The sequence below is a fragment of the Bacillus sp. FSL W8-0848 genome, from assembly GCF_038007805.1.
Lineage (GTDB): Bacteria > Bacillota > Bacilli > Bacillales > Bacillaceae > Bacillus > Bacillus glycinifermentans.
In genome coordinates this window covers 2,298,366-2,325,130 of the sequence record NZ_JBBOYB010000001.1, presented here as the reverse complement: position 1 = coordinate 2,325,130, position 26,765 = coordinate 2,298,366, and the positions used below count along the sequence as shown (strand labels likewise).

Genomic DNA, 26,765 nt, shown 5'->3' with positions numbered 1-26,765 from the left:
AGATCTCCACAATAGAACAAATTGTATTCTATCAAACACACCTTTAGATTGCAATATAAATGTAAAGTATTTTTATTTGAAAGGACGCTTCAGGGAATGTTTGCACTTGCGGCAGGGAACACTAACGACAGTTATGTTTTTGGAGGGAATACAAATATGGAGAAGAAAAAGATTGACTTGAGCAAATATACCGTTAGAACCGATTTAGCCGTTGAAGCAAAGGATCTGGCGCAAGAAAGGGAAGCGTCTTCCCGGCAACAACTAAAAGGGTTTAAGGTCAAAGAATATGAGCAGGACGGAATCAAAGTCCAGACGATGGATATTGACGAAGAAGGGGCTAAGCTGTCCGGCAAAAAAGCAGGGCGCTATTTAACCTTGGAAACGCAGGGGATCAGGCAGCAGGATTCGGCTCTTCAAGAAAAGGTCATCAATTTGTTTGCAAAGGAGTTTTCCGCTTTTCTTGACTATTTGGGCATTCAGCAGGACGCGAGCTGTTTAATCGTCGGGCTGGGAAACTGGAATGTAACCCCTGATTCCCTCGGACCGCTTGTGACGGAAAGTCTCCTCGTGACAAGGCATCTATTCAAGCTTCAGCCGGAAAACGTGGAGGAAGGCTACCGCCCGGTCAGCGCGCTTTCGCCGGGTGTGATGGGGCTGACGGGGATTGAGACGAGCGATATTATCCAAGGCGTGATCGACCGTTCTAAGCCCGATTTCGTGATTGCGGTCGATGCTCTTGCCTCAAGGGCGATCGACCGCGTCAATTCAACCATTCAAATTTCCGACAGCGGGATTCATCCCGGATCAGGGGTCGGGAATAAACGGAAGGAATTAAGCAAAGAGACGCTCGGCATCCCGGTCATCGCCATCGGCGTTCCGACCGTTGTCGATGCGGTTACGATTACAAGCGATACGATCGATTATATTTTGAAGCATTTCGGAAGAGAGATGAAAGATGACAGCCCGTCCCGATCGCTTGTGCCTGCAGGAATGACCTTCGGAAAACGAAAGGTTTTGACAGAGGAAGACCTCCCGGATGAACAGCAGCGCAAATCGTTTCTCGGAATCGTCGGAAGTCTTGGAGAAGATGAAAAAAGGCAGCTTATTTACGAAGTGCTTGCACCGCTCGGCCATAATTTGATGGTAACGCCGAAAGAAGTCGATTCGTTCATCGATGACATGGCAAACGTCATTGCAAACGGGCTGAACACCGCGCTGCACGAAAAAGTCTCACAGGACAACAAAGGAATGTACAACCACTAGGCGGCTGAAACAGCCGCCTGATTTTTTTCGCCCAATGGCTTGTTCTACTTCCTCTATCTTGCTCATAGTCTATTTACTAGACAAGCTCTGGAGGGATTGCGATGAAAAAAAGAGGCAGAAATCGTCAGTTTGTGCTGGCCGTAAACGCTGGAACCGCGGTGAAAACAGTCTTCTTGTTTATTGCCGGCCTGCTCTTGGTGTTCATTTTGTCAGGGGTGCTCACATCTCTCCGGCCTGAACTGAGACCGTCTTCGTCATTGTACCGGGTGACGGATGAACTGGCGGGTGAAGCGTTTGGACACATTTTAGGGATGGAAAACCGCTATTTTGCATCAGAGCTGCCTGAGCCGAATAAAAGGATTGAGCTTTCGCCGCTTGTTCTGAAACTGGCGACGAGCATTAATTTGAAAGACCCGCGAAGCTTTCTCGGCCGCGAGCTTCCAGGTTTTTCGCATTTTGATTCAGACATTCTCGTCGCTGGACAAGGGACCGATTATACGAACATGCCTTCTGAATCTGCGCCGCCGACAGAAGTCTTAAAAGAAGAAAGAGAAGCAAATCTTGCAGAGATTGAAGGAAAGAAAGAAGACGATGAAAACAAACAACCTCCCGAGCAGTCAACCGGCGACCGGAAAGTGGTATTTATTTATAACACCCATAATACCGAATCGTATCTGCCATTTTTAAAGGGGGAAACCAATCCCGACATGGCCATTCATTCAAAAGCGAATGTCACGCTTGTCAGCGATATGCTCGCTGATGCTTTAAAATCTCAAGGCGTTGGGGCAAAGGTGGATAAAACGGACATTCAAGCGAATCTGAAAAAGAAAGGCTGGAGCTATCCGCGCTCCTATGATGAGGCAAGGCCTGTCGTTAAAGAAGCGATGGCCCGACACAAGGATCTGCAGTATTTTATCGATATTCACAGGGATGCGCAGCGCAGAAAAGCGACCACCACGACGATAAAAGGAAAAAGCTATGCGCGGATCGCATTTGTCATCGGCAAAAAAAGCTCTAATTTTGAGGCAAATTTAAAGCTGGCAAAAGATCTGCATGAGCGCCTTGAAAAAAAATATCCGGGCTTAAGCCGCGGCGTTATATCAAAAGGCGATCCTGGGGATAATGGCGTATATAACCAGGACTTAAACGAGCATTCGATCTTAATTGAATTCGGAGGCGTCGATAATAATCGGGCGGAGCTTGAACGGGCTGCAGAAGCAACGGCCGACGTGTTCAGCGAGATGTTCTGGGAGGCGGAAAAAGTCGATGCAGGCTCGGGTAAAGACGATAAGAAAAAACAATAGAAACAGGTGATAACGGTGGCTTCTTTTATAGGAAAATGCATATTGGCATCCGCTGTCATGTTTTTCGGCGTTCTCGTCGGCATGCAGCAGGCGAATCACGGGATGCTGGAAATGAAGGGCTATAAAGACCCCGATTTAAAAGGAGCGCTCAGCATTTCTGAAGGAGAAGCGATGGAGGCTTCCGTTCTCGGGCACAAAATCGATTTGGAAGAAAAACAGAAGGAGCTTGAACGATTGGAAGCTTTCAACTTCTTTTCCAAAGCCGGCCGCGCGCTGGCAGACTCGGTCACGAACTCAGCCAGGTCTTTGTATGACTGGATTAAGGACAAAACGGAATAAGTCAGAGAGAACGGGTTCCAGGGGAACTCGTTTTTCTCTTTTTTGCGACTACACCTGAGGATTTCTAAACATTGAATCTTCACACCCCTATTGATATAATCTAAGCTAGCGCATGTTGCGTTTCATAGTAGGAGTGATTAGTGTGACAGACAAAGAAAAACGATTACAAAGACAGTCGAGAATTCGCAATTTCTCTATTATCGCCCATATTGACCACGGGAAATCAACGCTGGCAGACCGTATACTGGAAAAAACGGCGGCAATCACTCAAAGGGAAATGAAAGAGCAGTTGCTCGACTCGATGGATTTGGAACGAGAAAGAGGAATCACCATTAAACTCAACTCCGTTCAGCTGAAATATAAAGCAAAGGACGGAGAGGAATATATTTTTCACCTCATAGACACCCCGGGGCACGTGGACTTTACCTATGAAGTGTCAAGAAGCTTGGCCGCGTGTGAAGGCGCGATTCTCGTCGTTGACGCAGCCCAGGGAATCGAGGCGCAGACGCTCGCAAACGTTTACCTTGCGCTTGACAATGACCTCGAAATCCTGCCGGTCATCAACAAAATCGACCTGCCGAGCGCAGAGCCGGAGCGCGTCCGCCAAGAGGTGGAAGATGTCATCGGCCTCGATGCTTCAGAAGCGGTTCTTGCTTCCGCCAAAGCGGGCATCGGGATCGAAGAGATACTGGAACAGATCGTTGAAAAAGTCCCGGCGCCGGACGGCGATCCTGACGCGCCTTTACAGGCTTTGATCTTCGATTCCCTCTACGATGCCTACAGAGGAGTCGTCGCCTATATCAGGGTTGTCCAGGGAACAGTAAAGGCCGGACAGAAAATTAAGATGATGGCGACCGGGAAGGAATTTGAAGTCACGGAAGTCGGCGTATTTACGCCGAAAGCCGTTCCTGTCGATGAATTGACGGTCGGCGATGTCGGATTCCTGACGGCGGCGATCAAAAACGTGGGAGACACCCGCGTAGGGGATACGATCACGAGCGCGGAAAACCCGGCCGAGGAAGCCCTGCCCGGCTACAGAAAGCTGAATCCGATGGTGTATTGCGGACTGTATCCGATCGACACCGCGAAATACAACGATTTGCGGGAAGCGCTTGAGAAGCTTGAGCTGAACGACTCTTCACTTCAATATGAAGCGGAAACCTCTCAGGCTTTAGGATTCGGCTTCCGCTGCGGATTCTTGGGCATGCTTCACATGGAGATCATCCAGGAGCGGATTGAACGCGAATTTAAGATTGATTTGATTACGACGGCGCCGAGCGTTATTTACGACGTTTACATGACTGACGGCGAAAAGATCATCGTCGACAATCCGTCAAACATGCCTGATCCGCAGAAGATTGAGCGTATTGAGGAGCCGTACGTGAAAGCAACGATGATGGTGCCGAACGACTTTGTCGGTGCGGTCATGGAATTGTGCCAAAATAAGCGCGGCCAGTTCATCGACATGCAGTACCTCGATGCCAACCGGGTCAGCATCATTTACGAAATTCCGCTGGCTGAGATCGTCTATGAATTTTTCGATCAGCTGAAATCGAGCACAAAAGGCTATGCGTCATTTGATTATGAACTGATCGGCTATAAGCCGTCTAAGCTCGTCAAGATGGACATCATGCTGAACGGCGAAAAAATTGATGCACTTTCCTTTATCGTTCACCGCGATTATGCGTATGAGCGCGGAAAGGTAATCGTCGAAAAGCTGAAAGAACTCATTCCGCGCCAGCAATTCGAAGTGCCGGTTCAGGCTGCCATCGGCCAAAAGATCATCGCCCGTTCGACGATCAAGGCGATGCGCAAAAACGTTCTGGCGAAATGTTACGGCGGAGATATTTCCAGAAAGCGCAAACTGCTTGAAAAGCAAAAGGAAGGAAAGCGAAGAATGAAACAGGTCGGCTCTGTCGAAGTTCCGCAGGAAGCCTTTATGGCTGTGCTGAAAATGGACGACAGCAGCCAGAAATCATAGGCCTTTTTCCGCCGCAGCTTAACACACTGCGGCTTCTTTCCGTAAAAGAAGGTGAACATAATGAAATCCGCTTATATCCACATTCCGTTTTGCGAACACATCTGCCATTATTGCGATTTTAATAAATTTTTTATTCAGAGCCAGCCTGTTGACGACTACTTGCGCTATTTGGAAAAGGAAATGTCCAATACAATGGAAGCCATCGAGGCCCCCGAGCTGAAAACGATTTTTATTGGCGGAGGCACTCCGACCTCATTATCGGCCGTTCAGCTTGAACGGTTGCTTGATACAGTCAACTCGGTTTTAAAACCGGGCGAAAACCTCGTTGAATTTGCAGTGGAAGCCAATCCGGACGATCTGTCGTCAGAAAAGCTGAACGTATTGAAGCAAGCCGGTGTAAACAGGCTGAGCTTCGGCGTTCAAACGTTTGAAGATGAGCTGCTGAAGAAAATCGGCAGGGTTCACGAGAAAAAAGATGTGTTCGTTTCCTTTGAAAGGGCGAGGGAGGCCGGATTTGAAAACATCAGCCTTGACCTCATGTTCGGGCTGCCGGGACAGACGATTGACGATCTGGCTGCATCGCTTGAGACCGCACTGTCTCTCGACGCTGAGCATTATTCGGTTTATTCGCTTATTGTGGAGCCGAAAACCGTTTTTTACAATCTGATGAAAAAAGGCCGCCTTCACCTGCCGCAGCAAGAGCAGGAGGCGGAGATGTATGAGCTCGTCATGAAAACGATGGCCGAAGCCGGCATACACCAGTACGAAATCAGCAACTTCGCGAAAAAAGGGTTTGAAAGCAGGCATAACCTCACATATTGGAGCAATGAAGAGTACTTTGGCTTCGGAGCGGGCGCCCACGGCTATATCAATGGCAAACGAACCGTAAACGCGGGCCCTGTCAAGCATTATATCGAGCTTATCGACAAAACCGGTTTTCCTTATAAGGAGAGCCATCCCGTGACAAGAAATGAACAGATTGAAGAAGAGATGTTTCTCGGCCTGCGGAAAACAGCCGGCGTAAGCAAAGAGCGGTTTTTCGAAAAATACGGAACGCCTCTTGACGGCCTTTTCCCGGACGTTTTGCGTTCACTTGAAGAAAAAGGACTGATTTTGAATACGGAAAAAAGCGTTCGTTTGACACACGGCGGAAAGCTGCTGGGAAATGAAGTGTTTCAGGCATTCTTGGGTGAGTTATAATTGACATTTTGATTGGGGTTTGGTAATTTTGATATACAATTAGCACTCGGGTGTCGTGAGTGCTAACAGGGGTGATATGGATGTTAACAAATCGTCAGCTGTTAATCTTGCAGGTTATCATCAACGATTTTATTCGTTCAGCTCAGCCGGTGGGATCAAGAACGCTTTCTAAAAAGGAAGACATCACATTCAGCTCGGCTACGATCAGAAACGAAATGGCTGACTTGGAAGAGCTTGGATTTATCGAAAAAACCCATTCATCTTCAGGCAGGATTCCTTCTGAAAAAGGCTATCGCTATTATGTTGATCATTTGCTTTCTCCTGGAAAGCTGTCAAAGACGGATTTGAAATTAATACATTCCATCTTCAAGGAAAAGATCTTTGAGCTTGAAAAAGCCGTGCAAAAGTCAGCTCAAGTCTTATCAGACCTGACCAATTATACATCGATTGTCCTCGGGCCAAGGCTGAGCGAGAATCATTTGAAACAGATTCAGATCGTGCCGATCCAGCCGAATAAGGCTGTCGCCATTCTCGTGACAAACACGGGACACGTCGAGAATAAAACGATTAATTTTCCGGCGGAGGTCGACCTTTCAGACCTCGAAAAGCTGGTTAACATATTAAACGAACGCCTTGCAGGCGTCCCGATATCAGAGCTTAAAGACAGAATTTTTAAGGAAGTGGTCATCTTCCTGCGTGCGCATATCCGTAACTATGACGATATTTTGCATGCGCTCGCGGCTACGCTTGATTCTTCGGCCCAAACCGACCGCTTGTTTTTCGGCGGCAAGATTAATATGCTGAATCAGCCCGAATTTCACGATATCGACAGGGTGAAATCGCTGTTGTCGCTTATTGAGAAAGAACAGGAAGTTCTGCGGCTTTTCCAATCGACGGAAGCCGGAATCACCATTAAAATCGGCAAAGAAAATGATTACGAAGAAATGGAAAACTGCAGTCTGATTACCGCCACTTATACGCTCGGTTCAAAGCAGATCGGCTCGATCGCGGTCATCGGACCGACGCGCATGGATTATGCCCGTGTCGTCGGATTGCTCCAGCATGTATCATCTGACTTGTCAAAAGCGCTGACGAGTTTGTATGATGGGTAAGGCAGTACTGAAAGCAGGCAGGAGGGAGCTCTCCCTTCTCTACATATGCAAGGTACCTTTAAGGGAGGTGAACACAGATGGCAGAAGAAAAACAAAACCAGGAACAAGAGGAACTGGAAGAATTGAATCAGACGGAAGCAGAAGAAGCTGAAGTTGAAGCAGAACAAGCCGCTTCTGAAGCCGATGAACAGGCTGAAGAAAACCAAACTGAACTGCTTGAAAAACAACTGAAAGAACTTCAAGAACGTCTTGATGAAAAAGAAAATAAACTTTTACGTGTTCAGGCGGATTTCGAAAATTACAAAAGACGTGCCCGCCTTGACCTTGAAGCCGCGGAAAAATACCGTTCACAGCGCATCATCAGCGATTTGCTCCCGGCGCTCGACAACTTTGAACGCGCCCTCGGGATCGATCCTGACAACGAACAGACGAAAAGCCTGCTGCAAGGAATGGAAATGGTGCACCGTCAAATTTTGGATGCACTTCAAAACGAAGGCGTTGAAATCATTCCTTCTGTGGGCGAACAATTCGACCCGAATCTGCATCAGGCCGTGATGCAGGTTGAGGATGAAGCATATGAATCGAATGCAGTCGTTGAGGAGCTGCAAAAAGGCTATAAACTTAAGGACCGGGTGATCCGTCCTTCTATGGTAAAAGTAAATCAATAACTACATAGCAGGAGGTTATTTTCATGAGCAAAGTTATCGGAATTGACTTAGGGACAACGAACTCATGCGTTGCAGTGCTTGAAGGCGGAGAGCCGAAAGTCATCCCTAACCCAGAAGGAGCCCGCACGACTCCGTCAGTTGTAGCATTTAAAAACGGAGAGCGGCAAGTGGGTGAAGTGGCAAAACGCCAGTCCATCACGAACGTGAATACGATCATGTCGATCAAACGCCATATGGGCACAGATTATACAGTTGAAATCGAAGGCAAGAAATACACGCCACAGGAAGTATCTGCGATCATCCTTCAGCATTTAAAATCTTATGCTGAAAGCTATCTTGGTGAAACAGTCTCTAAAGCCGTAATTACCGTTCCTGCATACTTCAACGATGCGGAGCGCCAAGCGACAAAAGACGCCGGTAAAATCGCCGGACTTGAAGTCGAGCGGATCATCAACGAGCCGACTGCGGCTGCGCTTGCTTACGGCTTAGACAAAACGGATGAAGATCAAACGATTCTTGTATACGACCTTGGCGGCGGTACATTCGACGTTTCGATTCTTGAGCTTGGCGACGGCGTATTTGAAGTTCGCGCTACAGCGGGCGACAACCGTCTCGGCGGAGACGACTTCGACCAAGTCATCATCGACCATCTCGTATCAGAATTCAAAAAAGAAAACGGCATCGATCTGTCCAAAGACAAAATGGCGCTTCAGCGCTTGAAAGATGCTGCTGAAAAAGCGAAAAAAGACCTTTCCGGCGTATCTTCAACACAAATTTCCCTGCCGTTTATCACAGCAGGGGATGCAGGTCCGCTTCATCTTGAACTGACCTTGACACGCGCTAAATTTGATGAGCTTTCTTCACACTTGGTAGAACGCACGATGGGCCCTGTCCGTCAGGCGCTTCAAGATGCAGATCTTTCTGCAAGCGAAATTGACAAAGTCATCCTTGTCGGCGGATCTACGCGTATTCCTGCCGTACAGGAAGCAATCAAAAAAGAAACGGGCAAAGAGCCGCATAAAGGCGTAAACCCTGATGAAGTTGTTGCGCTTGGTGCAGCGATCCAAGGCGGCGTCATCACTGGCGATGTAAAAGACGTTGTTCTTCTTGACGTAACGCCATTATCTCTTGGTATCGAAACAATGGGCGGCGTGTTTACCAAACTGATCGACCGCAACACAACAATTCCGACAAGCAAATCACAAGTGTTCTCAACAGCGGCCGACAATCAAACAGCGGTTGACATTCACGTGCTACAAGGTGAGCGCCCAATGGCTGCCGACAACAAAACGCTCGGACGCTTCCAGCTTACAGATATCCCGCCGGCACCGCGCGGTGTTCCGCAAATCGAAGTATCGTTTGATATCGACAAAAACGGTATCGTCAACGTAAGTGCGAAAGATTTAGGAACAGGCAAAGAGCAGAACATCACGATCAAATCTTCCTCAGGTCTTTCTGATGAAGAGATCGAACGCATGGTCAAAGAAGCTGAGGAAAACGCCGAAGCCGATGCGAAGAAAAAAGAGGAAATCGAGATTCGCAACGAAGCAGACCAGCTTGTCTTCACAACCGAAAAAACGCTGAAAGACCTTGAAGGCAAAGCGGATGAAGCACAAGTGAAAAAAGCGAATGAAGCAAAAGACGCGCTAAAAAGCGCAATCGAGAAAAATGACCTTGACGAAATCAAGGCGAAAAAAGAAGAGCTGCAAACGATCGTTCAAGAGCTTTCAGTGAAGCTTTACGAAGAAGCCGCTAAACAAGCGCAATCTCAGGAAGGCGGAGAAGCGAAAAAAGCGGATGACAATGTCGTAGACGCTGAATTTGAAGAAGTGAACGACGACCAGGACAAAAAGTAAGAACAATAGAATCGGCTGTGCGGGTATTGCCTAAGCATGGCACATGACGATAAAAGTCAAAGTCAGGATCTCTTGACTTTGACTTTTTTCTTCCTTAAGGACAAAAGGAATTGAAAAAACATAATTTGAAATGATACAATCTAATTTATGTGAGAAAATCGGGAGTGTGAAGAGATGAGTAAGCGTGATTACTATGAGGTGCTTGGGGTAAGTAAGAGCGCTTCAAAAGATGAGATAAAAAAAGCTTACCGCAAGCTTTCCAAAAAATATCACCCGGATATTAACAAAGAAGCAGGAGCGGCTGATAAATTCAAAGAAGTCAAGGAAGCATACGAAACGCTTTCCGATGATCAAAAACGTTCGCACTACGACCAATTCGGCCATACCGATCCAAATCAGGGATTCGGCGGCGGAGGTTTCGGCGGAGGCGACTTCGGCGGCTTCGGTTTTGACGATATTTTCTCAAGCATATTCGGAGGCGGCACACGGAGAAGAGACCCGAATGCCCCGCGGCAGGGAGCAGACCTGCAATATACGATGACATTGTCCTTTGAAGAAGCTGCTTTCGGAAAAGAGACGACGATCGAAATCCCGCGCGAGGAAACGTGTGAAACATGCCACGGCTCAGGTGCAAAACCGGGAACAAAACCGGAAACTTGCTCACACTGCGGAGGGTCTGGCCAGCTGAACATGGAGCAGTCGACACCTTTCGGCAAAGTCGTCAACCGAAGAGTTTGTCATTATTGCAACGGTACCGGAAAGCAAATTAAGCATAAGTGTTCAACGTGCGGCGGCACAGGAAAAGTGAAAAAACGCAAAAAAATCAATGTCACCATTCCGGCAGGCGTGGATGACGGCCAGCAGCTTCGGGTCGCCGGACAGGGTGAACCAGGCATAAACGGCGGACCGTCTGGTGACTTATTCGTCGTTTTCCGCGTTCGCGAGCACGAATTTTTCGAGCGCGACGGAGATGACATTTACTGCGAGATGCCTTTGACCTTCGCACAGGCTGCGCTCGGGGACGAAATCGAAGTGCCCACTCTTTACGGAAAAGTGAAATTAAAGGTTCCCGCAGGAACGCAAACGGGTACAAAGTTCCGCTTAAAAGGAAAAGGCGTGCAAAATGTCCGCGGATATGGTCAAGGCGATCAGCACATTGTCGTCCGTGTGGTCACGCCGACCAATTTAACGGAAGCCCAGAAAAACATTCTCCGCGAGTTCGCAGAAGTGAGCGGAAATGTGCCGGATGAACAGGAAATGAGTTTTTTTGACAAAGTAAAACGCGCCTTTAAAGGTGATTAATGATTGGATGAGGAGTTGGTAGTATGAAATGGTCCGAAATTTGCATTCACACGACAAATGAAGCGGTGGAGCCCATCTCAAATATTTTGCATGAAGCCGGTGCGAGTGGAGTGGTAATTGAAGATCCGCTTGATTTAACAAAAGAACGTGAGAATGTGTACGGAGAAATCTACCAGCTCGACCCCAATGATTACCCTGATGAAGGGGTCATTATCAAAGCGTATCTCCCGATCAACAGCTTTTTGGGAGAAACCGTAGAAGGAATCAAGGAAACGATTAACAACCTTCTGCTCTATGATATTGACCTTGGAAGAAATAAAATTACCATCAGTGAAGTGAATGAAGAAGAATGGGCGACAGCCTGGAAAAAATATTATCATCCCGTTAAGATTTCCGAGAAATTTACGATTGTTCCGACATGGGAAGAGTATACGCCGGTTCATACGGATGAGCTGATCATCGAGATGGATCCGGGCATGGCATTCGGAACAGGCACGCATCCGACGACGGTCCTTTGCATACAGGCGCTTGAGAGGTATGTAAAAGAAGGAGATTCGGTCGTGGACGTCGGTACGGGAACGGGCATTTTGAGCATCGCTTCCGCCATGCTCCGCGCTGACCGGGTAGAGGCGTACGACCTTGATCCGGTGGCCGTCGAAAGCGCCCGTCTGAATTCCAAGCTCAATAAAGTCAGCGATCGCATCGAGATCAAGCAAAACAACCTGCTCGACGGAGTCGCGGGAGAAAAAGACGTCATCGTCGCCAATATTTTAGCCGAGGTCATACTTCGTTTCACAAAGCAAGCCTACAGCCTGCTGAAACAAGATGGCTACTTTATCACGTCGGGAATCATCCAGCAGAAAAAGCAGGAAGTCAAAGACGCTCTTCTAAAAGAAGGATTCACGATCATTGAAGTGCTGTCAATGGAGGACTGGGTCAGCATCATCGCCAAAAAATAATCGTTAGTAGGTGTCTAAAAGCGTATGCAACGATATTTTATCGAACAAACAAAACAAGAGATCGCAGCATCTTCCGCCATCGTCATCAAAGGAGAGGACGTCCACCATATCGCAAATGTGATGAGAATGTCGCCCGGCGACCATGTCGTGTGCTGTGCAAAGGACGGCCATGAAGCCGAATGCCGAATCGAATCTTTGTCAAAAGAAGAGGTTAATTTAAGCGTTGTGGACTGGACAGGGAAAAATCGCGAGCTCCCGATTCGCGTCCACATCGCAAACGGCCTCCCGAAAGGCGATAAGCTCGAATGGATCATTCAAAAAGGCACAGAGCTCGGCGCCAGCTCGTTTTTGCCTTTTGCAGCGTCGCGGTCAGTCGTCAAGCTCGACGAAAAAAAGGCGAAGAAAAAACGGGAAAGGTGGGCGAAAATCGCCAAGGAAGCTGCGGAACAGTCCCACAGAAACAAAATTCCCGAAGTGGAGCGCGTCCATACGTTTCAAGGCTTGCTTGAAAGCCTTCCAAGCTTCGATAAATGTGTCGTTGCATACGAAGAGTCATCGAAACAAGGAGAAAACAGCGGGTTTCAGTCTGTGATTAAAGATCTGCCGGAAGGTTCTTCCCTGCTAATGGTGTTTGGTCCGGAAGGCGGCTTTTCAGAAGGCGAAATCGAAGCGCTCAAGGAAAAAGGCGCTCTCGCCTGCGGGCTCGGTCCCCGCATTTTAAGGGCGGAAACCGCGCCGCTTTACGCTTTAGCGGCAGTTTCCTATCATACAGAGTTACTAAGAGGTGAATAACAATGGCAACCGTTGCATTTCATACCCTAGGCTGCAAGGTCAACCATTATGAAACTGAAGCGATCTGGCAGCTTTTTAAAGAAGCCGGCTATGAAAGAAAAGAATTTGAAACGAGAGCTGACGTATACGTCATTAATACATGCACTGTCACAAATACAGGCGATAAAAAAAGCCGCCAGGTGATCAGACGGGCGATCCGTCACAATCCCGACGCCGTTATTTGCGTAACCGGCTGCTATGCTCAGACTTCACCTGCGGAAGTCATGGCGATCCCCGGAGTAGACATCGTCGTCGGTACACAGGACCGCGAAAAAATGCTTGGATATATCGAGCAATACAAAGAAGAAAGGCAGCCGATCAACGGCGTCGGCAACATCATGAAAGCCAGGGTGTTTGAAGAGCTTGACGTTCCGGCGTTTACCGACCGGACGCGTGCTTCTTTGAAGATTCAGGAAGGCTGCAACAATTTCTGCACGTTCTGCATCATTCCGTGGGCGCGCGGCCTTCTCCGCTCCCGTGATCCGGAAGAAGTCATCCGCCAGGCGCAGCAGCTTGTCGATGCAGGCTATAAAGAAATCGTCCTGACCGGAATTCATACCGGCGGGTACGGAGAAGATATGAAAGATTACAACTTTGCACAGCTTTTAAGAGAATTGGACAGCCGTGTAAAAGGCCTGAAAAGAATCCGCATCTCATCCATTGAAGCAAGCCAGATTACCGATGAAGTCATCGAAGTGCTCGACAGCTCCGACAAAATCGTCAGACACTTGCACATTCCGCTTCAGTCGGGTTCCAACAGCGTGCTGAAACGAATGAGAAGAAAATATACGATGGAATTTTTCGCAGACCGTTTAACAAAACTTAAAAAAGCACTCCCTGGACTTGCGGTCACATCTGACGTCATCGTCGGTTTTCCGGGGGAAACGGAAGAAGAGTTCATGGAGACGTATAACTTCATTAAAGAACACAAATTTTCAGAGCTCCACGTCTTCCCGTACAGCAAGCGGACGGGTACCCCTGCCGCGCGCATGGACAATCAGGTTGACGAAAACGTGAAAAACGAACGGGTTCACAAATTGATTGCCCTGTCAGACCAGCTCGCAAAAGAATATGCGTCAGACTACGAAGGAGAGGTTCTCGAGATCATTCCTGAGGAGCGGTTTACGGAAACGGGTGAAGACAACTTATATGTCGGCTATACCGACAATTATATGAAAGTTGTATTCGAAGGATCTGAAGACTTGATCGGACAGCTTGTGAAAGTGAAAATCGCAGAAGCGGGCTATCCGTATAATAAAGGACAGTTCGTCCGCATCGTGGACGAAGACGTTCCAGAAAGCATGCGTCTTTCATCTTAAATGTTTGAAAAAGCCGGTTCGCCAACAAGGTTGATATGCTCCCCTAAAGGTAGACAGATGAAATAAAAAAATCTGTTTGCCTTGGGGGAGTTTTTTCATGGCTGGAAAATGGTTTTCAAAAGAAGAAAAATTGAATATTCTATCAGAATGTGATCAGGGCAATAATTCGGTGAAGGAGATCGCAGAAAAATATGGCATTCATGCCGAAACGATTCGTGAATGGAGAACATCGCATGATATGGCGGGTGTGGAGAGTTTGGAACGTTCAAAGCGCCATAAGTTCTATCCCGCAGAATTAAAATACAATGCCGTGAAAGACTTCTTATCCGGACGCTACTCTCAAAGAGAAATCTCGAGAAAATATAAGATTTCCAGTAAATCCGTACTCATGAAGTGGGTTGAGCTTTATAATGGTCATAAAACGTTAAAAGACAGCGGGAGAGGAAGGAATCGTTTGATGACCAAACGGAAGAACGTTTCATTGGAAGAACGGATTGAGATTGCGAAGGATTGTCTAGCTCATGGAAAGGACTACGCCAGATCAATGGAGATTCATCAAGTCTCCTACCAACAGGTGTATCAATGGGTGAAAAAGTATCAAGAAGGCGGAGAAGAGGCCTTAAAAGACAACCGAGGGAAACGCAAAACCGAAGAAGAACTGACACCTGAAGAAAAAATTCAACGGGAAAACAAACGGCTGGAACAGGAAAATGAGCGTTTGCGCGCAGAGAATGCGTTCTTAAAAAAGTTGGAAGAGATCAAAAGGAGGCGGTTCTAAGTCAGGTTCGGTACGAAGATCGATATCTCGCCATTTTAGAGCTGAATCGAAAAGAAGGCTTTTCTGTCCAAATGTTATGTGAGATTGCCGAAGTTTCGCGCCAGGGGTATTACAAATGGAGGAGCCGAGTACCTTCAGCGAGAGAAAAACAGAATGAAAAGATTATCGCCAAAATGGCGCTACTTCACGAACAAATTGGCGGTATCTACGGATACCGCAGAATGACCTTAAACATGAACCGCCGCTTTAAAGAGCGCCTCAATCATAAGCGCATCTATCGGCTGATGAAAATTGCCAAGCTGGAGTGTGTCATTCGGCGGAAGAAAAAACGTTACGGCAAAGCGACGCCTCAACATGTGTCCGAAAATATCCTGAATCGAGAGTTTAAAGCGGACAAACCAAATCAAAAATGGGTGACTGATGTGACAGAGCTAAAATACGGCCATCGGAAAGCGTACCTCAGTGCCATTTTAGATCTTCATGAGGGAATGGTCGTGTCTTATGTGCTGGGGAAATCCAATAATAACGCCCTTGTGTTTAAAACCTTGAACCAAGCGCTTGAGGCAGCCCCAAACGCACGTCCTCTCCTTCACAGCGACAGAGGTTTTCAATACACGTCCCACCAGTTTAGAAGGATGATTGAAAACGCAAATATGACACAGAGTATGTCCCGCGTCGGCCGCTGTATTGATAACGGCCCCATTGAGTCGTTTTGGGGGAAATTAAAATGCGAGAAATACAGACGGAATTCGTACGAGACATTTGAGGCACTTCAAAGCGCAATTGATGAATATATCCACTTTTACAACCACGATCGTCTACAAGAAAAACTAAACGGCCTCAGCCCAGTGGAATACAGGGCTAAAGCCGTCTAGTGTGTTTTAGTTATTTCCACTGTCTACTTGACAGGGTGCAGATCATTGTATCCATTGGCGGAGAGAACCTAGATGTTTCGAATATCTTCCCAGCCGTACACAAGTTCAGAAAGTTTCCTTCCCCCAATCTCGACTTCGACAGCATCTATTTTTTGACCGCCGAGCGCCTCATAAAATTGTCGGGATGCATTTTCTTCCAAGACAAGAACAATCATAGAGCCGATACGCATTCTTTTTAGTTCATCAATGACCGGTTTAAAAAGAGCTCTTCCAATACCCTGTCCTTGATGCTCTTTTAAAATATAAATGGAATATAACTCCCCGTCATACCCGCTGTATTTGCCGCTTCTTTCTGCACCCCCGGATGAAAACCCGACGATTTCCCCGTCGCCGTTTTCTGCGACGTACACACCGCCCTGAGGGATGTTGTTGACCCATAACTGTTCCTGCTTTTCATATGCGAGATTCTGCAAGTATTCGTCCGGAACGATATCGGCATACGTCGTTTTCCAGCTGTCGACATGTACCCGGGCGATTCCTTTAGCATCGGCTGAAACAGCTTTTCTTATTTTCACACGCCTGCTGGACATTTTTTCTCACCGCCTTTTTACTAAACTATATCATCATTAGCGGTTTCGGTTTGGGATCAGAAACATAATAAACGAATGAAAAACATTGGTCAGGGGCAAAAAAAGAACGGCTGTGACAACGTTAAATAACAGGCTGAAATGGGCGATCTGCTGAGCCGGGCTCTCGGACAGGCCTGAAATCAAACCGGTTATGGATGAAAGCGCAGGATAAACGGCCGCCGCCCCGATCAGGTTAAACACAACATGGGCATAAGCCGTTTGCCTGGCGGCAGTGCCGCCTTTAACAGAAGCCATGACGGCCGTGATGCATGTCCCGATGTTAGAGCCGAGCACAACGCTCATCGCCTCGGTCAGTCCGATAACCCCCTGATCCATGAAGCTCATCAGGATGCCGATACAGGCGGAGCTCGAATGGATGATGGCGGTGAGCACCGTCCCGATCATAAAAGCATGGATTGTGGAATGTTCGACAAGATGTACGATATATGCGCCCGATTCGAGGCGCGACAACGGCACGGCAAGGCGGCTGAATCCGTTGATGCAGAAAAAAATCACGCCTAAACCGATCATGCTCATCCCCGCATTTTGAAAAGGGGATTTTCTTGTGATCAAAAGGAGCGCTCCCAGAGCAAAAAGAAAAACAACCAAAAATTCCAGCTTCACAGCTAAAAATTCCGTCGTGAATGTAGAGCCGATGTTCGTCCCTAAAATGAGCGGAATCGAACGTTTAAACGAGAGGGCGCCCACGCTGACAAATCCGATGACAATCACCATGAACGCGGAGCTGCTTTGCAAGATCCCCGTAAATACGATGCTGACGAGAAAAGCTTTTAGAGGGTGATCCGTAAAAAAAAGCAGCCGTTTTTCAATTTCTTCAAATGCCAGCGAAATCAGACCCCGTCTCAGCATGCTCATGCCGGCGAGAAAAAGAACGATCAAAAACACAAACAAGATAAACATCATCATCAGATTTTCGCATTAGCCTCCTTTGTAAATGTATACAGACAAGCCGCCTGAATGATGACTAACAATAAAACAATCTCGTTTGGTTGACCTTACCGAAGGCTTATATTATAATGTCAAAGTACATGTTTCAATGTATGTCTTTTTACAAGCAGTCGATTGGTGTATTCGGAGGGAGGGAAAGAGAATGTCAAAAACGGTCGTTAGAAAAAACGAATCGCTTGAAGATGCTCTTCGTCGCTTCAAACGCAGTGTATCAAAGACAGGTACTTTGCAAGAAGCAAGAAAGCGTGAATTTTATGAAAAACCTAGCGTAAGACGCAAGAAAAAGTCTGAAGCTGCCAGAAAGCGCAAATACTAAAAGAGGGTGGATTTATGAGTCTTCTTGAGCGTCTGAATCAAGATATGAAGCTCTATATGAAAAACCGTGAGAAAGACAAACTGACTGTCGTTCGAATGGTGAAGGCTTCGCTTCAAAACGAAGCAATCAAGCTTAAGAAAGACAGGCTGACCGAAGATGAAGAACTGACTGTTCTTTCTCGTGAATTAAAACAGCGTAAAGACTCCCTCCATGAATTTTCAAACGCTAATCGTTCAGATTTAGTAGATAAAGTTCAAAAAGAGTTAGACATTTTGGAAGCTTATATGCCCGAACAGCTCTCAGAAGACGAGCTGCTCGGCATCGTCAATGAAACGATTGCCGAAGTCGGCGCTTCTTCAAAAGCGGACATGGGCAAAGTGATGAGCGCGATCATGCCGAAGGTGAAAGGAAAAGCCGACGGCAGCCTCGTCAATAAGCTTGTCAGCAAACAACTGTCTTAAAAGAAAGCAAAGACACCTCTCATTTTCTGAAAGGTGTCTTTTTTGGTGTACGATCATAAAATAGATAAGAAATTGAAACCTTTGATACATTTGTAACGTATGTAAATTATGATCATCAGGGAAGGAGGGATCGAAGTCCTTGCTGCTGAATAAATTGCGAATTTTAGTTGCCCTTGCCTGCTGCTTTGTTTTATCCTTATTAATAGGGGTTCATTTGACCGCAAAAGCATCTGGAGACACGGTATACGTAATCCCTATCGAAGAAACGGTGGAAAAGGGACTTTCTAAATTTCTTGAGCGGTCCTTTCAGGAAGCCGAAGATATGAATGCCAAGCATATTATACTTGATATCAATACCCCGGGCGGAGCCGTTGATGCTGCTCTTGAAATGGCCGATACGATACATAACTCCGCCATTCCGGTGACCGCTTATGTCAACAGAAGGGCTCTTTCGGCGGGCGCGTACCTTGCCTTAAATGCTGATGATATCTACATGGCGCCCGGCGGAAAAATGGGGGCAGCAGCGATCATCGACACAAACGGAAATGCAGCGGATAAAAAATCCGAATCTTTGTGGCTGGCGGAAATGGAGGATGCGGCGAAAAAAAACGGCCGTGATCCGAAATACGCGCTCGCGATGGCCGATGCAGACGTCGACGCCAAAGAAGCCGGTGCGCCGAAGGGGAAGCTTTTGACTTTGAGTCCTGACAAGGCGCTCGATGTCGGGTACTCGGAAGGAACCGCCCAAAACCTTGATGACCTATTGAAAAAACTGAACCTGGAAGATGCCAAGGTCCAGTACGGTGAGGTCAGCTTCGCCGAAAAGGTGGCGCGGTTTCTCACTCATCCGATTGTTATTCCGATTCTTTTGTCGATTGGAAGTCTCGGACTGATTGTCGAGCTGTATTCTCCGGGCTTTGGAATACCGGGGTTCATGGGTCTTTCGGCGCTCATGCTCTTTTTCTACGGCCATCTTGTGGCAGGGCTTGCCGGAATGGAAACACTTCTTCTTTTTATCGCCGGAATTGTGTTCATTATCTTAGAACTTTTTCTGCCGGGCGGAATAGCAGGGATTATCGGCGTTATCGCCGTCGTCGCCAGCCTCTTTTTAGCCTCTGGAAGCTTTAAGGTCATGGCCGTCTCCATTTTGATCGCAACTGCTGTTTCGATAGCGGCATCCATTTTATTGACGAAAGTGTTGGGAAAGCGTATGAAATTTTTTAAGAAATTCATCTTAACCGATTCAACGAGTACGGAAAGCGGATATGTCTCAAATGTGACCCGCCACGATTTAATCGGAAAAATCGGCGTCACACAAACACCGCTCAGGCCGGCAGGTACGGTCATCATTGACGATGAACGGCTTGACGTCGTATCGGATGGTTCGTTTACCGAAAAAGACAAAAAAGTCAAAGTGATGAAAGTGGAAGGCTCACGGATCGTCGTGAGAGAAATATAAACCTATAATTTGAAGGAGGAACATTATGGATCCGTCAACTTTATTACTTTTAGCATTAATCGCAGCAGGGGTCATCCTACTGGCCGTTTTCTTTACATTCGTTCCTGTAATGCTGTGGATCTCGGCTTTGGCCGCAGGAGTGAAAATCAGCATCTTCACGCTGATCGGAATGAGGCTTCGCCGCGTTATTCCGAGCCGTGTCGTCAATCCGTTGATCAAGGCGCACAAAGCCGGATTGGATGTTTCCAATAATCAGCTTGAAAGCCACTATCTTGCCGGAGGAAATGTTGACAGGGTTGTCAACGCGCTGATTGCGGCCCACCGGGCGAACATCGAATTGACGTTTGCCAGATGTGCGGCGATTGATTTGGCAGGCCGCGACGTTCTTGAAGCGGTTCAGATGAGCGTTAACCCGAAAGTGATCGAAACGCCGTTTATCGCGGGTGTGGCGATGGACGGAATCGAGGTAAAGGCAAAAGCGAGAATTACGGTGCGCGCGAACATCGACCGCCTTGTCGGGGGAGCCGGCGAGGAAACGATCATCGCCCGCGTAGGCGAAGGGATCGTATCGACGATCGGTTCGTCAGATGACCATAAAAAAGTGCTCGAAAATCCGGATATGATTTCCCAAACCGTACTGAGCAAAGGCCTGGACTCGGGTACTGCATTTGAGATCCTTTCGATCGACATTGCTGATGTGGACATCGGCAAAAACATCGGAGCCATTCTTCAGACCGACCAGGCTGAAGCCGATAAAAACATCGCACAGGCAAAAGCGGAAGAGCGCCGTGCGATGGCCGTTGCCCAGGAACAGGAAATGCGCGCCAAAGTCGAAGAGATGCGCGCCAAAGTGGTTGAGGCCGAAGCGGAAGTGCCGCTTGCCATGTCTGAAGCCCTCCGCAGCGGCAAGATCGGCGTCATGGATTACCTCAATATGAAGAACATCGATGCGGACACGGAGATGCGCGATTCCTTCGGGAAGCTGACGAAAGACCAGTCTGACGAGGATCATAAATAAACAAAGCCCCGAATGAACAGGAGGGAGCTAATTTGCAGGATATACTGGATATCATTGTAGACAATCCGATCATCATGGCCGTTATCCTCGGAGTCATTTCTCTCATTTTCAACAAGTTGGGAAAAAATGATGACAACGAAGAGGCTAAACGCAAAAAAACGCCTGAACGGCCAAAAACGGAAGCACCGAAGAATGCGGAAAAACGGCAGAAGACAACCGGGAAAGCCGCGGCACAGCCGGCTGCAGCGCAAAAAAGCACCGACATGGTGCGCGAGCTTGAGAGAATCAAAACCGATGTCGAGCGGTCGATGCCCGCCGTTGAACGGGCATTGAAAAAGCAAAGCGGCCGTCCGCCGAAACCCGCACAACACGTGATCGAGCTGAATCAAAACACGGTAGTTCAAGGGATCGTGCTCAGCGAGGTACTGGGTCCTCCCCGTTCCCGAAAGCCTCACCACACAATGAGGCGCCGACCTTAAAATTAAAAGTATTAGAACCCCTTTTTCACTCATACATATGAGATGAAAGGGGGTTCTTTTTTTATGGCGCAAAGAAAAAACCGCATCAGAGCGTGGCTGACGAAAACATTGGAAATCCCCCCCGACGTCATGATGGATCTTCCGCGGATTACGATGATCGGAAGACTTCACATATATATCGAGAACCACAGAGGACTCCTGCTTTTCAGCGACCGGGAAGTTCGGCTGATGCTGAAGCAGGGACAGTGCATCATTCAGGGCAAAGACTTCGTCATTAAAACGATTTTGCCTGAGGAGATATTGCTGGAAGGCACGATTGAGCTCGTACGCTATATTGATTCATAAGTCAGGGGGAAGAGGCGTGAAGAATAAATGGCTTTCTTTTTTTTCAGGTAAGATACAGCTTGAAGTCACCGGAATGGGGATCGAGCGTTTATTAAACGAATGTACAAGGCAGGGCATTCCGCTGTTCGATGTGAAAAAAAAGAAAGACTCTGTCTTTCTTTATATTCTGCTTTCTGATGTACATGCCTTTCGGAGGATCATCAGGCGTTTTGACTGCAAATGCCGGTTTACAAGGCGGAAGGGCTTTCCCTTTGTGATTCAGAAATCGAAGCATAACAGCGGGTTTACGCTCGGCATTGCCGCCTTTTTCGTCGTGATGTTCCTCCTCTCCAACATGCTGTGGAAGGTGGACATTTCAGGCGCCAAACCGGAAACCGAGCATCTCATCAGGCAGCAGCTTGATGAAATCGGCGTGAAAAAAGGGCGTTTGCAATTTTTAATGCCGACACGGGAAAAAATCCAGCAGTCTCTCACAAAGGGCGTTGAGAACATTACATGGGTCGGAATCGAACTGAACGGGACAGCCCTCCATATGAAAGTGGTTGAAAAAAATGAACCGGAAAAAGAAAAGTTAAGCGGACCGCACCATATCGTCGCCAAAAAAAGGGCGACCATCGCCAAAATGTTCGTAGAAAAAGGCGAGCCGCTCGTCACGGTCAATGAGCATGTCGACAAGGGGCAAATGCTTGTTTCCGGTTTGATCGGCAGCGAGGAGGAACGGCAAAAAGTCGGGGCAAAGGGGAAAATCTACGGTGAAACGTGGTACAAATCAACGGTGACCGTCCCCCTTGAGACATCATTTGACGTTTTTACGGGTAAAGTAAGGACAAGGCACAAGCTTGCCATCGGGTCAATGTCCATACCGTTTTGGGGCTTTTCGTTTAAAGAAGAAGAGCTTGCCCGCCCGAAAACCGAGATTCAAAAACATCCGCTTCATTTCCTGACATTCAAGCTTCCCCTGTCATATGAAAAGGAAATGACGCGGGAAACAGAACAGGTCAAACGGGTATATACGAAAAAAGAAGCGGTCCGGGAAGGGATCGAAATGGGCAAAAAAGACGTCCGGAAAAAAATCGGCGAAGATGGAGACGTAATCGGTGAAAAAGTTTTGCACGAAACGAGTGAGAATGGTAAAGTTAAATTGATCATCCTTTACCAGGTTATTGAAGACATTGTTCAAACAACACCAATTGTTCAGGAGACTAAAGAATGACAGAACACTTACTTGCGATTAATCAGCAATTGGAAAGTCCGAATGAAGCTCAGGCGCTGTTTGGAAATCAGGATTCGCATCTGAAGATCATGGAGGAAGAGCTGAACATTTCGATTGTGACGCGGGGTGAAACGGTGTATGTTACAGGTGATGAAGAAACCTTTCACATCGTGGACAGTCTGCTCGCTTCGCTCTTGAATCTGATCCGCAAAGGAATTGAAATATCCGAACGGGATGTCTCATATGCGATCAAGATGGCGAAAAAGCACAAGCTTGAGTTTTTTGAAAACATGTATGAAGAAGAAATTACGAAAAATGCCAAAGGTAAGCCGATCAGGGCCAAAACGATCGGCCAAAGGGAATATATCGCCGCCATGAAGCGGCATGATCTCATCTTTGGCATCGGGCCTGCCGGAACGGGCAAAACCTACCTGGCCGTCGTAAAAGCAGTCCATGAATTGAAAAACGGACACATCCAAAAAATCATTCTGACTAGGCCGGCTGTTGAAGCAGGAGAGAGCCTCGGCTTTTTGCCGGGCGACTTGAAAGAAAAAGTCGATCCTTATTTAAGACCCTTGTATGACGCCCTTCACGATGTACTCGGCACGGATCATACGGCAAGGCTCCTTGAAAGGGGAACCATTGAAGTTGCGCCGCTCGCCTACATGAGGGGAAGGACGCTTGATGACGCTTTTGTTATTTTGGACGAAGCGCAAAACACGACGCCTGCACAAATGAAAATGTTTTTGACGAGATTGGGTTTTGGCTCTAAAATGGTCATTACAGGCGACATCACGCAAATCGACTTGCCGAAGGGAGTCACATCGGGTCTTGCCGTCGCAAAAAGCATGCTTTATGATATCGACGGGATTTCCTTCGTTGAGCTGGATCAGACAGATGTGGTCAGACATCCGCTGGTCGCCAAAATTATTGAAGCATACGAAAAGACAAAATAATCGAAATGGCCCGATCGCCCGCTATCGGGTCATTTTTTAGTTCCCTGCCGGAAAAGAGGTGCTTTTTTTGAAGAAGAAAAAAAGGAACGAAAAAGACCGGCTCATCCGCGTAAAAAACGGACGATCCCTTCCCGTCTTGCTCTATGCGGCAATTTCTGCGCTCATGTTTGTGTTGCTCTTTTTCCATGTCAGGCCCCAATCGCTTGATTTGGATCTATTTTCGATAAGCGACAATACGATTTACGCCCCGGCTACGGTAGAAGACCAAAAAGCAACAGCCGTCAAAAAACAAGAAGCCAGGGAAGAAGTTCACGATCAATACACCTTGAAAAAGGAGTATTCCGACAACAGGGTAGATCTCGTTTCATCGATATTTGACACCATCAAGGAAGTAAAAAAGGAGAGCGCCGAAAAGGAGAAAAAAGACAAAGGTGCACCGTCTGAAGAAGAACAGATTAAATCTGCCGAAGACAAACTGACCTCCGATGTAACGGATTTTTTGTCAAGGGATTCGGTTAAAAGCCTTTTGAAGGCAAGCGACGGTGAGCTTTCGATGACCCGGGATTCCGTCATCACCGCTGTCAACGATGTGATGAGCGAAGAAATTTCGGCCGGGAAGCTTGACGAAGCCAAGGAAAAAGTCACGAAAGAACTGAAGGGCAACTCGGTTCCTTCGAAATTGAGAAGTGCCGCCAATGAAATCGGCCGCTTCGCGATTATCCCCAATTATGTCTATGACCCTGAGAAAACGGAGCAGAAGCGTCAGGAGGCGGCGGACAGCATCCAGCCGGTTCAGATTAAACAGGGACAGATCCTCGTCGAGGAAAATCAGCTGATCGACAGGGAAGTGTACCGGAAGCTCCAATTAACCGGATTGTTAAGCGGGGCCAACGTATACAAACCGATCGGCGGACTGCTGCTTTTGATCGGGCTGTTTATCGCCGCTCTCAGTTACTATTTTGAAAAACAGCACGGCAGCCGGCAGCCGAAAAATAAATCGCTGCTGCTGTTTACATTGATTACGGCGGTCGTTTTGATCGTCATGGAGGTCATCAGCCTCTTTCAGGAGCTTGAGTTCAGCCATATCGGATACCTGGTTCCGGTCGCGATGGGCGTCATGCTGATCAAGCTTTTAATTAACGAACGGCTGGCGATTCTTGCAAGCATGATCCTTTCGATCTGCGGAAGCATTATGTTTAACCAGGGCGTCACAGGGACATTCAATTACGGAATCGGAACCTACTTTTTGATTAGTGCGATCGCGGGTATACTGTTTTTAGGAAAGCATCATGCTAGATCGAAGATCCTTCAGGCGGGGCTGTTTGTATCATTTGTGAACATTGTCGTCATGTTTGCCCTGCAATTGATCCAAAATACGGCGCAATCCGGCTGGGAAGTAGGCACGTATCTCGTGATGGGATTGGTTTCCGGTATCGGGTCTTCCGTTCTTGTTCTCGGCTTTATGCCGTTTTTCGAAAGCGGCTTCGGCATATTATCGACGATGAAGCTCATCGAGCTTTCAAACCCGAACCACCCGCTGCTCCGCAAAATTTTGACAGAAACGCCTGGAACGTATCATCACAGCGTCATGGTCGCCAATCTGTCAGAGGCAGCCTGTGAAGCGGTCGGGGCAAACGGCCTCTTGGCAAGGGTCGGCGCTTACTATCATGACATCGGAAAGACGAAGCGGCCCCAATATTTTATAGAAAATCAAATGAATATCGACAATCCGCATGACAAGCTGTCTCCGCAGCTGAGCAAAAACATCATTATTGCGCATGCGACAGACGGAGCGGAGATGCTGAAAAAACACAAGATGCCGAAGGAATTGGTCGATATTGCAGAGCAGCATCACGGCACGTCCCTGCTGAAATTTTTCTACTATAAGGCGAAAGAAAAAGGGGATCAGACCACAGAGGAAGAATTCCGCTATCCGGGCCCAAAACCGCAATCGAGGGAAGCGGCGATCATTTCGATGGCCGACAGCGTGGAAGCCGCCGTGCGGTCGATGCACAATCCGAACCCTGAGCGGATCGAAAAGCTCGTGCGCGGCATCATTTCGGATAAGCTGCAGGACGGGCAGTTCGATGAATGCGATCTGACTCTTAAAGAACTTAACACGATAGCGAAGACGCTTTGTGAAACGTTAAAAGGCATTTTCCATTCCCGGATCGAATATCCGGAGGCTAATCCAAAACAGAAGGTGAAACACTCATGAGTTTAATTCTCGATATCTCAGACGAAACCGGCCGTCTCACAGAGGGACAGCTTGAGGAAATTGAAAAGCTTCTTCAATTTGCGGCGAAAGAAGAAGGCGTCGCCGATCAGGCGGAAGTATCCGTAACGATCGTGACAAACGAGGAAATACAGAAGATCAATAAAGAATACCGCGGAAAAGATTACCCGACCGACGTCATCTCGTTCGCCCTTGAAGAAGACGGAGAGGGAGAGGTCGAGATTATCGGAGCCGAAATGCCGCCAGTCCTCGGCGATATTATCATCAGTATCGATAAAGCAGAGGAGCAGGCCGGGGAATACGGCCATTCGCTGATGAGGGAGCTCGGATTCTTAAGCGTACACGGCTTTCTTCATTTGCTCGGATATGACCATATGACAGATGAAGAAGAAAAAGAGATGTTCACGAAACAGAAGGAACTCTTGAACAAATATGGGCTCACAAGATCCTCTTAAACCGAACGAATGGATCCGGCTGAAAAAAAGCTTTTCACACGCCTTCGCCGGAATTATCAAGACGTTCATGTCCGAGCGCAATTTTAAAATACACACGGGAGCCGCAGTCATCGTGATCGTCTGCGGCTTCGTCTTCAGGCTGTCCGTATTGGAATGGGCCGTTATGTTCATCCTTATCGGCGGAATGCTCGCTTTGGAGCTTATGAACACCGCCGTTGAGCATGCTGTCGATTTGATCACGAAGAAGAGCCATCCGCTGGCGAAAGCCGCAAAAGATGCGGCGGCAGGGGCGGTTTGCGTCTTTGCTGCTGTTTCGTGTATCATTGGATTACTCATCTTTTTGTCAAAGCTGTTTTAACAATCGCTTTTTCCGCCTGACGTAAGAGATTCTTACAAAAAATTTACATTTTTGATTTTGGGCGTGAAAAAGGAGCCATTTTTA

General features: G+C 47.6%; 26 protein-coding genes. 24 read left to right on the top strand and 2 right to left on the bottom strand.

The genetic code is table 11. The features are described from left to right. Positions 1 to 156 precede the first annotated feature (156 nt). The 13 genes from gpr (at position 157) to NSQ39_RS12075 (ending at position 15,787) form a co-directional block, all read left to right on the top strand. Positions 157 to 1,263 (top strand): GPR endopeptidase, encoded by a 1,107-nt coding sequence (gene gpr / locus NSQ39_RS12135; RefSeq protein WP_175076600.1) that lies wholly within the window; start codon positions 157 to 159, stop codon positions 1,261 to 1,263. Between the two features lie 101 nt (positions 1,264 to 1,364). Then, positions 1,365 to 2,567 (top strand): stage II sporulation protein P, encoded by a 1,203-nt coding sequence (spoIIP, locus tag NSQ39_RS12130; protein WP_175076601.1) that lies wholly within the window; start codon positions 1,365 to 1,367, stop codon positions 2,565 to 2,567. A 15-nt stretch (positions 2,568 to 2,582) separates the two neighbouring features. Beyond that, entirely contained in the window at positions 2,583 to 2,906 is a 324-nt protein-coding gene (locus tag NSQ39_RS12125) for a YqxA family protein (RefSeq protein WP_046131772.1), read from the top strand. Between the two features lie 142 nt (positions 2,907 to 3,048). Continuing rightward, a complete protein-coding gene (lepA, locus tag NSQ39_RS12120) occupies positions 3,049 to 4,887 on the top strand; it encodes a translation elongation factor 4 (RefSeq protein WP_046131773.1) in 1,839 nt (612 codons plus the stop codon). A 60-nt stretch (positions 4,888 to 4,947) separates the two neighbouring features. Beyond that, positions 4,948 to 6,087, top strand: a complete 1,140-nt coding sequence (gene hemW, locus NSQ39_RS12115) for a radical SAM family heme chaperone HemW (RefSeq protein ID WP_048355477.1) — start codon at positions 4,948 to 4,950, stop codon at positions 6,085 to 6,087. Between the two features lie 80 nt (positions 6,088 to 6,167). Continuing rightward, positions 6,168 to 7,199, top strand: coding sequence for a heat-inducible transcriptional repressor HrcA (gene hrcA / locus NSQ39_RS12110; RefSeq protein WP_046131775.1), 1,032 nt, complete (start codon positions 6,168 to 6,170; stop codon positions 7,197 to 7,199). 77 nt (positions 7,200 to 7,276) lie between these two features. After that, a complete protein-coding gene (gene grpE / locus NSQ39_RS12105) occupies positions 7,277 to 7,867 on the top strand; it encodes a nucleotide exchange factor GrpE (RefSeq protein WP_046131776.1) in 591 nt (196 codons plus the stop codon). Between the two features lie 23 nt (positions 7,868 to 7,890). Next, complete coding sequence (gene dnaK / locus NSQ39_RS12100; protein WP_046131777.1) at positions 7,891 to 9,723, top strand: molecular chaperone DnaK; 1,833 nt, start codon at positions 7,891 to 7,893, stop codon at positions 9,721 to 9,723. 174 nt (positions 9,724 to 9,897) lie between these two features. After that, positions 9,898 to 11,025: a molecular chaperone DnaJ gene (gene dnaJ, locus NSQ39_RS12095; RefSeq protein WP_046131778.1), complete on the top strand. Its 1,128-nt coding sequence runs from the start codon at positions 9,898 to 9,900 to the stop codon at positions 11,023 to 11,025. Between the two features lie 23 nt (positions 11,026 to 11,048). Next, the gene (gene prmA, locus NSQ39_RS12090; RefSeq protein WP_046131779.1) at positions 11,049 to 11,984 is read left to right on the top strand and encodes a 50S ribosomal protein L11 methyltransferase; all 936 of its coding nucleotides are present in this window, start codon (positions 11,049 to 11,051) and stop codon (positions 11,982 to 11,984) included. Between the two features lie 24 nt (positions 11,985 to 12,008). Then, on the top strand, positions 12,009 to 12,776 hold the full coding sequence (locus tag NSQ39_RS12085; RefSeq protein WP_046131780.1) for a 16S rRNA (uracil(1498)-N(3))-methyltransferase: 768 nt from the start codon (positions 12,009 to 12,011) through the stop codon (positions 12,774 to 12,776). A 2-nt stretch (positions 12,777 to 12,778) separates the two neighbouring features. Continuing rightward, entirely contained in the window at positions 12,779 to 14,134 is a 1,356-nt protein-coding gene (gene mtaB, locus NSQ39_RS12080; RefSeq protein WP_046131781.1) for a tRNA (N(6)-L-threonylcarbamoyladenosine(37)-C(2))-methylthiotransferase MtaB, read from the top strand. Positions 14,135 to 14,231: 97 nt separating this feature from the next. Then, positions 14,232 to 15,787, top strand: a protein-coding gene (locus NSQ39_RS12075) for an IS3 family transposase (RefSeq protein ID WP_231947364.1) whose coding sequence is annotated in 2 segments (ribosomal slippage) — positions 14,232 to 14,889 and positions 14,889 to 15,787 — 1,557 coding nt in all. Because the reading frame shifts where the segments join, the coding sequence is not laid out codon by codon here. Positions 15,788 to 15,855: 68 nt separating this feature from the next. Here the strand turns inward: NSQ39_RS12075 and NSQ39_RS12070 are convergent. Further along, entirely contained in the window at positions 15,856 to 16,377 is a 522-nt protein-coding gene (locus tag NSQ39_RS12070) for a GNAT family N-acetyltransferase (RefSeq protein ID WP_175076999.1), read from the bottom strand. A gap of 36 nt (positions 16,378 to 16,413) precedes the next feature. After that, positions 16,414 to 17,343: a Na/Pi symporter gene (locus NSQ39_RS12065; RefSeq protein WP_175077000.1), complete on the bottom strand. Its 930-nt coding sequence runs from the start codon at positions 17,341 to 17,343 to the stop codon at positions 16,414 to 16,416. A gap of 184 nt (positions 17,344 to 17,527) precedes the next feature. Here NSQ39_RS12065 and rpsU point away from each other — a divergent pair, with 184 nt between their 5' ends. The 11 genes from rpsU to NSQ39_RS12010 all read left to right on the top strand — a co-directional run bounded on the left by rpsU (position 17,528) and on the right by NSQ39_RS12010 (position 26,681). Beyond that, positions 17,528 to 17,701 carry a 30S ribosomal protein S21 gene (gene rpsU, locus NSQ39_RS12060; RefSeq protein ID WP_003183654.1) on the top strand — a complete coding sequence of 58 codons (174 nt, stop codon included), beginning with the start codon at positions 17,528 to 17,530 and terminating at the stop codon, positions 17,699 to 17,701. 14 nt (positions 17,702 to 17,715) lie between these two features. Continuing rightward, positions 17,716 to 18,162: a GatB/YqeY domain-containing protein gene (locus NSQ39_RS12055; protein WP_046130039.1), complete on the top strand. Its 447-nt coding sequence runs from the start codon at positions 17,716 to 17,718 to the stop codon at positions 18,160 to 18,162. Between the two features lie 139 nt (positions 18,163 to 18,301). Beyond that, positions 18,302 to 19,621 (top strand): NfeD family protein, encoded by a 1,320-nt coding sequence (locus tag NSQ39_RS12050; RefSeq protein ID WP_216899490.1) that lies wholly within the window; start codon positions 18,302 to 18,304, stop codon positions 19,619 to 19,621. 25 nt (positions 19,622 to 19,646) lie between these two features. After that, positions 19,647 to 20,639: a flotillin-like protein FloA gene (floA, locus tag NSQ39_RS12045; RefSeq protein ID WP_046130037.1), complete on the top strand. Its 993-nt coding sequence runs from the start codon at positions 19,647 to 19,649 to the stop codon at positions 20,637 to 20,639. A 41-nt stretch (positions 20,640 to 20,680) separates the two neighbouring features. Then, on the top strand, positions 20,681 to 21,118 hold the full coding sequence (locus tag NSQ39_RS12040; protein ID WP_046130047.1) for a hypothetical protein: 438 nt from the start codon (positions 20,681 to 20,683) through the stop codon (positions 21,116 to 21,118). Positions 21,119 to 21,181: 63 nt separating this feature from the next. Next, on the top strand, positions 21,182 to 21,463 hold the full coding sequence (gene yqfC, locus NSQ39_RS12035) for a sporulation protein YqfC (RefSeq protein ID WP_046130036.1): 282 nt from the start codon (positions 21,182 to 21,184) through the stop codon (positions 21,461 to 21,463). A gap of 16 nt (positions 21,464 to 21,479) precedes the next feature. Beyond that, entirely contained in the window at positions 21,480 to 22,676 is a 1,197-nt protein-coding gene (gene yqfD, locus NSQ39_RS12030) for a sporulation protein YqfD (protein ID WP_175077002.1), read from the top strand. Further along, positions 22,673 to 23,632, top strand: coding sequence for a PhoH family protein (locus NSQ39_RS12025; protein WP_046130034.1), 960 nt, complete (start codon positions 22,673 to 22,675; stop codon positions 23,630 to 23,632). Before yqfD ends, NSQ39_RS12025 begins: the two co-directional genes overlap by 4 nt. A gap of 163 nt (positions 23,633 to 23,795) precedes the next feature. Further along, positions 23,796 to 25,850 (top strand): HD family phosphohydrolase, encoded by a 2,055-nt coding sequence (locus NSQ39_RS12020; protein WP_236809844.1) that lies wholly within the window; start codon positions 23,796 to 23,798, stop codon positions 25,848 to 25,850. After that, positions 25,847 to 26,323, top strand: a complete 477-nt coding sequence (gene ybeY, locus NSQ39_RS12015) for an rRNA maturation RNase YbeY (RefSeq protein WP_048355483.1) — start codon at positions 25,847 to 25,849, stop codon at positions 26,321 to 26,323. Before NSQ39_RS12020 ends, ybeY begins: the two co-directional genes overlap by 4 nt. Next, on the top strand, positions 26,301 to 26,681 hold the full coding sequence (locus NSQ39_RS12010) for a diacylglycerol kinase family protein (protein WP_175077004.1): 381 nt from the start codon (positions 26,301 to 26,303) through the stop codon (positions 26,679 to 26,681). The genes ybeY and NSQ39_RS12010 overlap by 23 nt, the downstream gene beginning before the upstream one ends. The last annotated feature ends 84 nt before the right edge of the window (positions 26,682 to 26,765 follow it).

Excerpts from the sequence above, each read along its gene's own strand:
- gpr (WP_175076600.1), top strand. The coding sequence starts at position 157 with ATGGAGAAGAAAAAGATTGACTTGAGCAAATATACCGTTAGAACCGAT.
- grpE (WP_046131776.1), top strand. The coding sequence starts at position 7,277 with ATGGCAGAAGAAAAACAAAACCAGGAACAAGAGGAACTGGAAGAATTG.
- prmA (WP_046131779.1), top strand. The coding sequence starts at position 11,049 with ATGAAATGGTCCGAAATTTGCATTCACACGACAAATGAAGCGGTGGAG.
- NSQ39_RS12025 (WP_046130034.1), top strand. The coding sequence starts at position 22,673 with ATGACAGAACACTTACTTGCGATTAATCAGCAATTGGAAAGTCCGAAT.
- floA (WP_046130037.1), top strand. The coding sequence starts at position 19,647 with ATGGATCCGTCAACTTTATTACTTTTAGCATTAATCGCAGCAGGGGTC.
- rpsU (WP_003183654.1), top strand. The coding sequence starts at position 17,528 with ATGTCAAAAACGGTCGTTAGAAAAAACGAATCGCTTGAAGATGCTCTT.
- NSQ39_RS12070 (WP_175076999.1), bottom strand. The coding sequence starts at position 16,377 with ATGTCCAGCAGGCGTGTGAAAATAAGAAAAGCTGTTTCAGCCGATGCT.
- hrcA (WP_046131775.1), top strand. The coding sequence starts at position 6,168 with ATGTTAACAAATCGTCAGCTGTTAATCTTGCAGGTTATCATCAACGAT.
- spoIIP (WP_175076601.1), top strand. The coding sequence starts at position 1,365 with ATGAAAAAAAGAGGCAGAAATCGTCAGTTTGTGCTGGCCGTAAACGCT.
- NSQ39_RS12085 (WP_046131780.1), top strand. The coding sequence starts at position 12,009 with ATGCAACGATATTTTATCGAACAAACAAAACAAGAGATCGCAGCATCT.
- mtaB (WP_046131781.1), top strand. The coding sequence starts at position 12,779 with ATGGCAACCGTTGCATTTCATACCCTAGGCTGCAAGGTCAACCATTAT.
- dnaK (WP_046131777.1), top strand. The coding sequence starts at position 7,891 with ATGAGCAAAGTTATCGGAATTGACTTAGGGACAACGAACTCATGCGTT.
- NSQ39_RS12055 (WP_046130039.1), top strand. The coding sequence starts at position 17,716 with ATGAGTCTTCTTGAGCGTCTGAATCAAGATATGAAGCTCTATATGAAA.
- dnaJ (WP_046131778.1), top strand. The coding sequence starts at position 9,898 with ATGAGTAAGCGTGATTACTATGAGGTGCTTGGGGTAAGTAAGAGCGCT.
- yqfC (WP_046130036.1), top strand. The coding sequence starts at position 21,182 with ATGGCGCAAAGAAAAAACCGCATCAGAGCGTGGCTGACGAAAACATTG.
- NSQ39_RS12020 (WP_236809844.1), top strand. The coding sequence starts at position 23,796 with ATGTTTGTGTTGCTCTTTTTCCATGTCAGGCCCCAATCGCTTGATTTG.
- NSQ39_RS12010 (WP_175077004.1), top strand. The coding sequence starts at position 26,301 with ATGGGCTCACAAGATCCTCTTAAACCGAACGAATGGATCCGGCTGAAA.
- NSQ39_RS12065 (WP_175077000.1), bottom strand. The coding sequence starts at position 17,343 with ATGATGATGTTTATCTTGTTTGTGTTTTTGATCGTTCTTTTTCTCGCC.
- ybeY (WP_048355483.1), top strand. The coding sequence starts at position 25,847 with ATGAGTTTAATTCTCGATATCTCAGACGAAACCGGCCGTCTCACAGAG.
- hemW (WP_048355477.1), top strand. The coding sequence starts at position 4,948 with ATGAAATCCGCTTATATCCACATTCCGTTTTGCGAACACATCTGCCAT.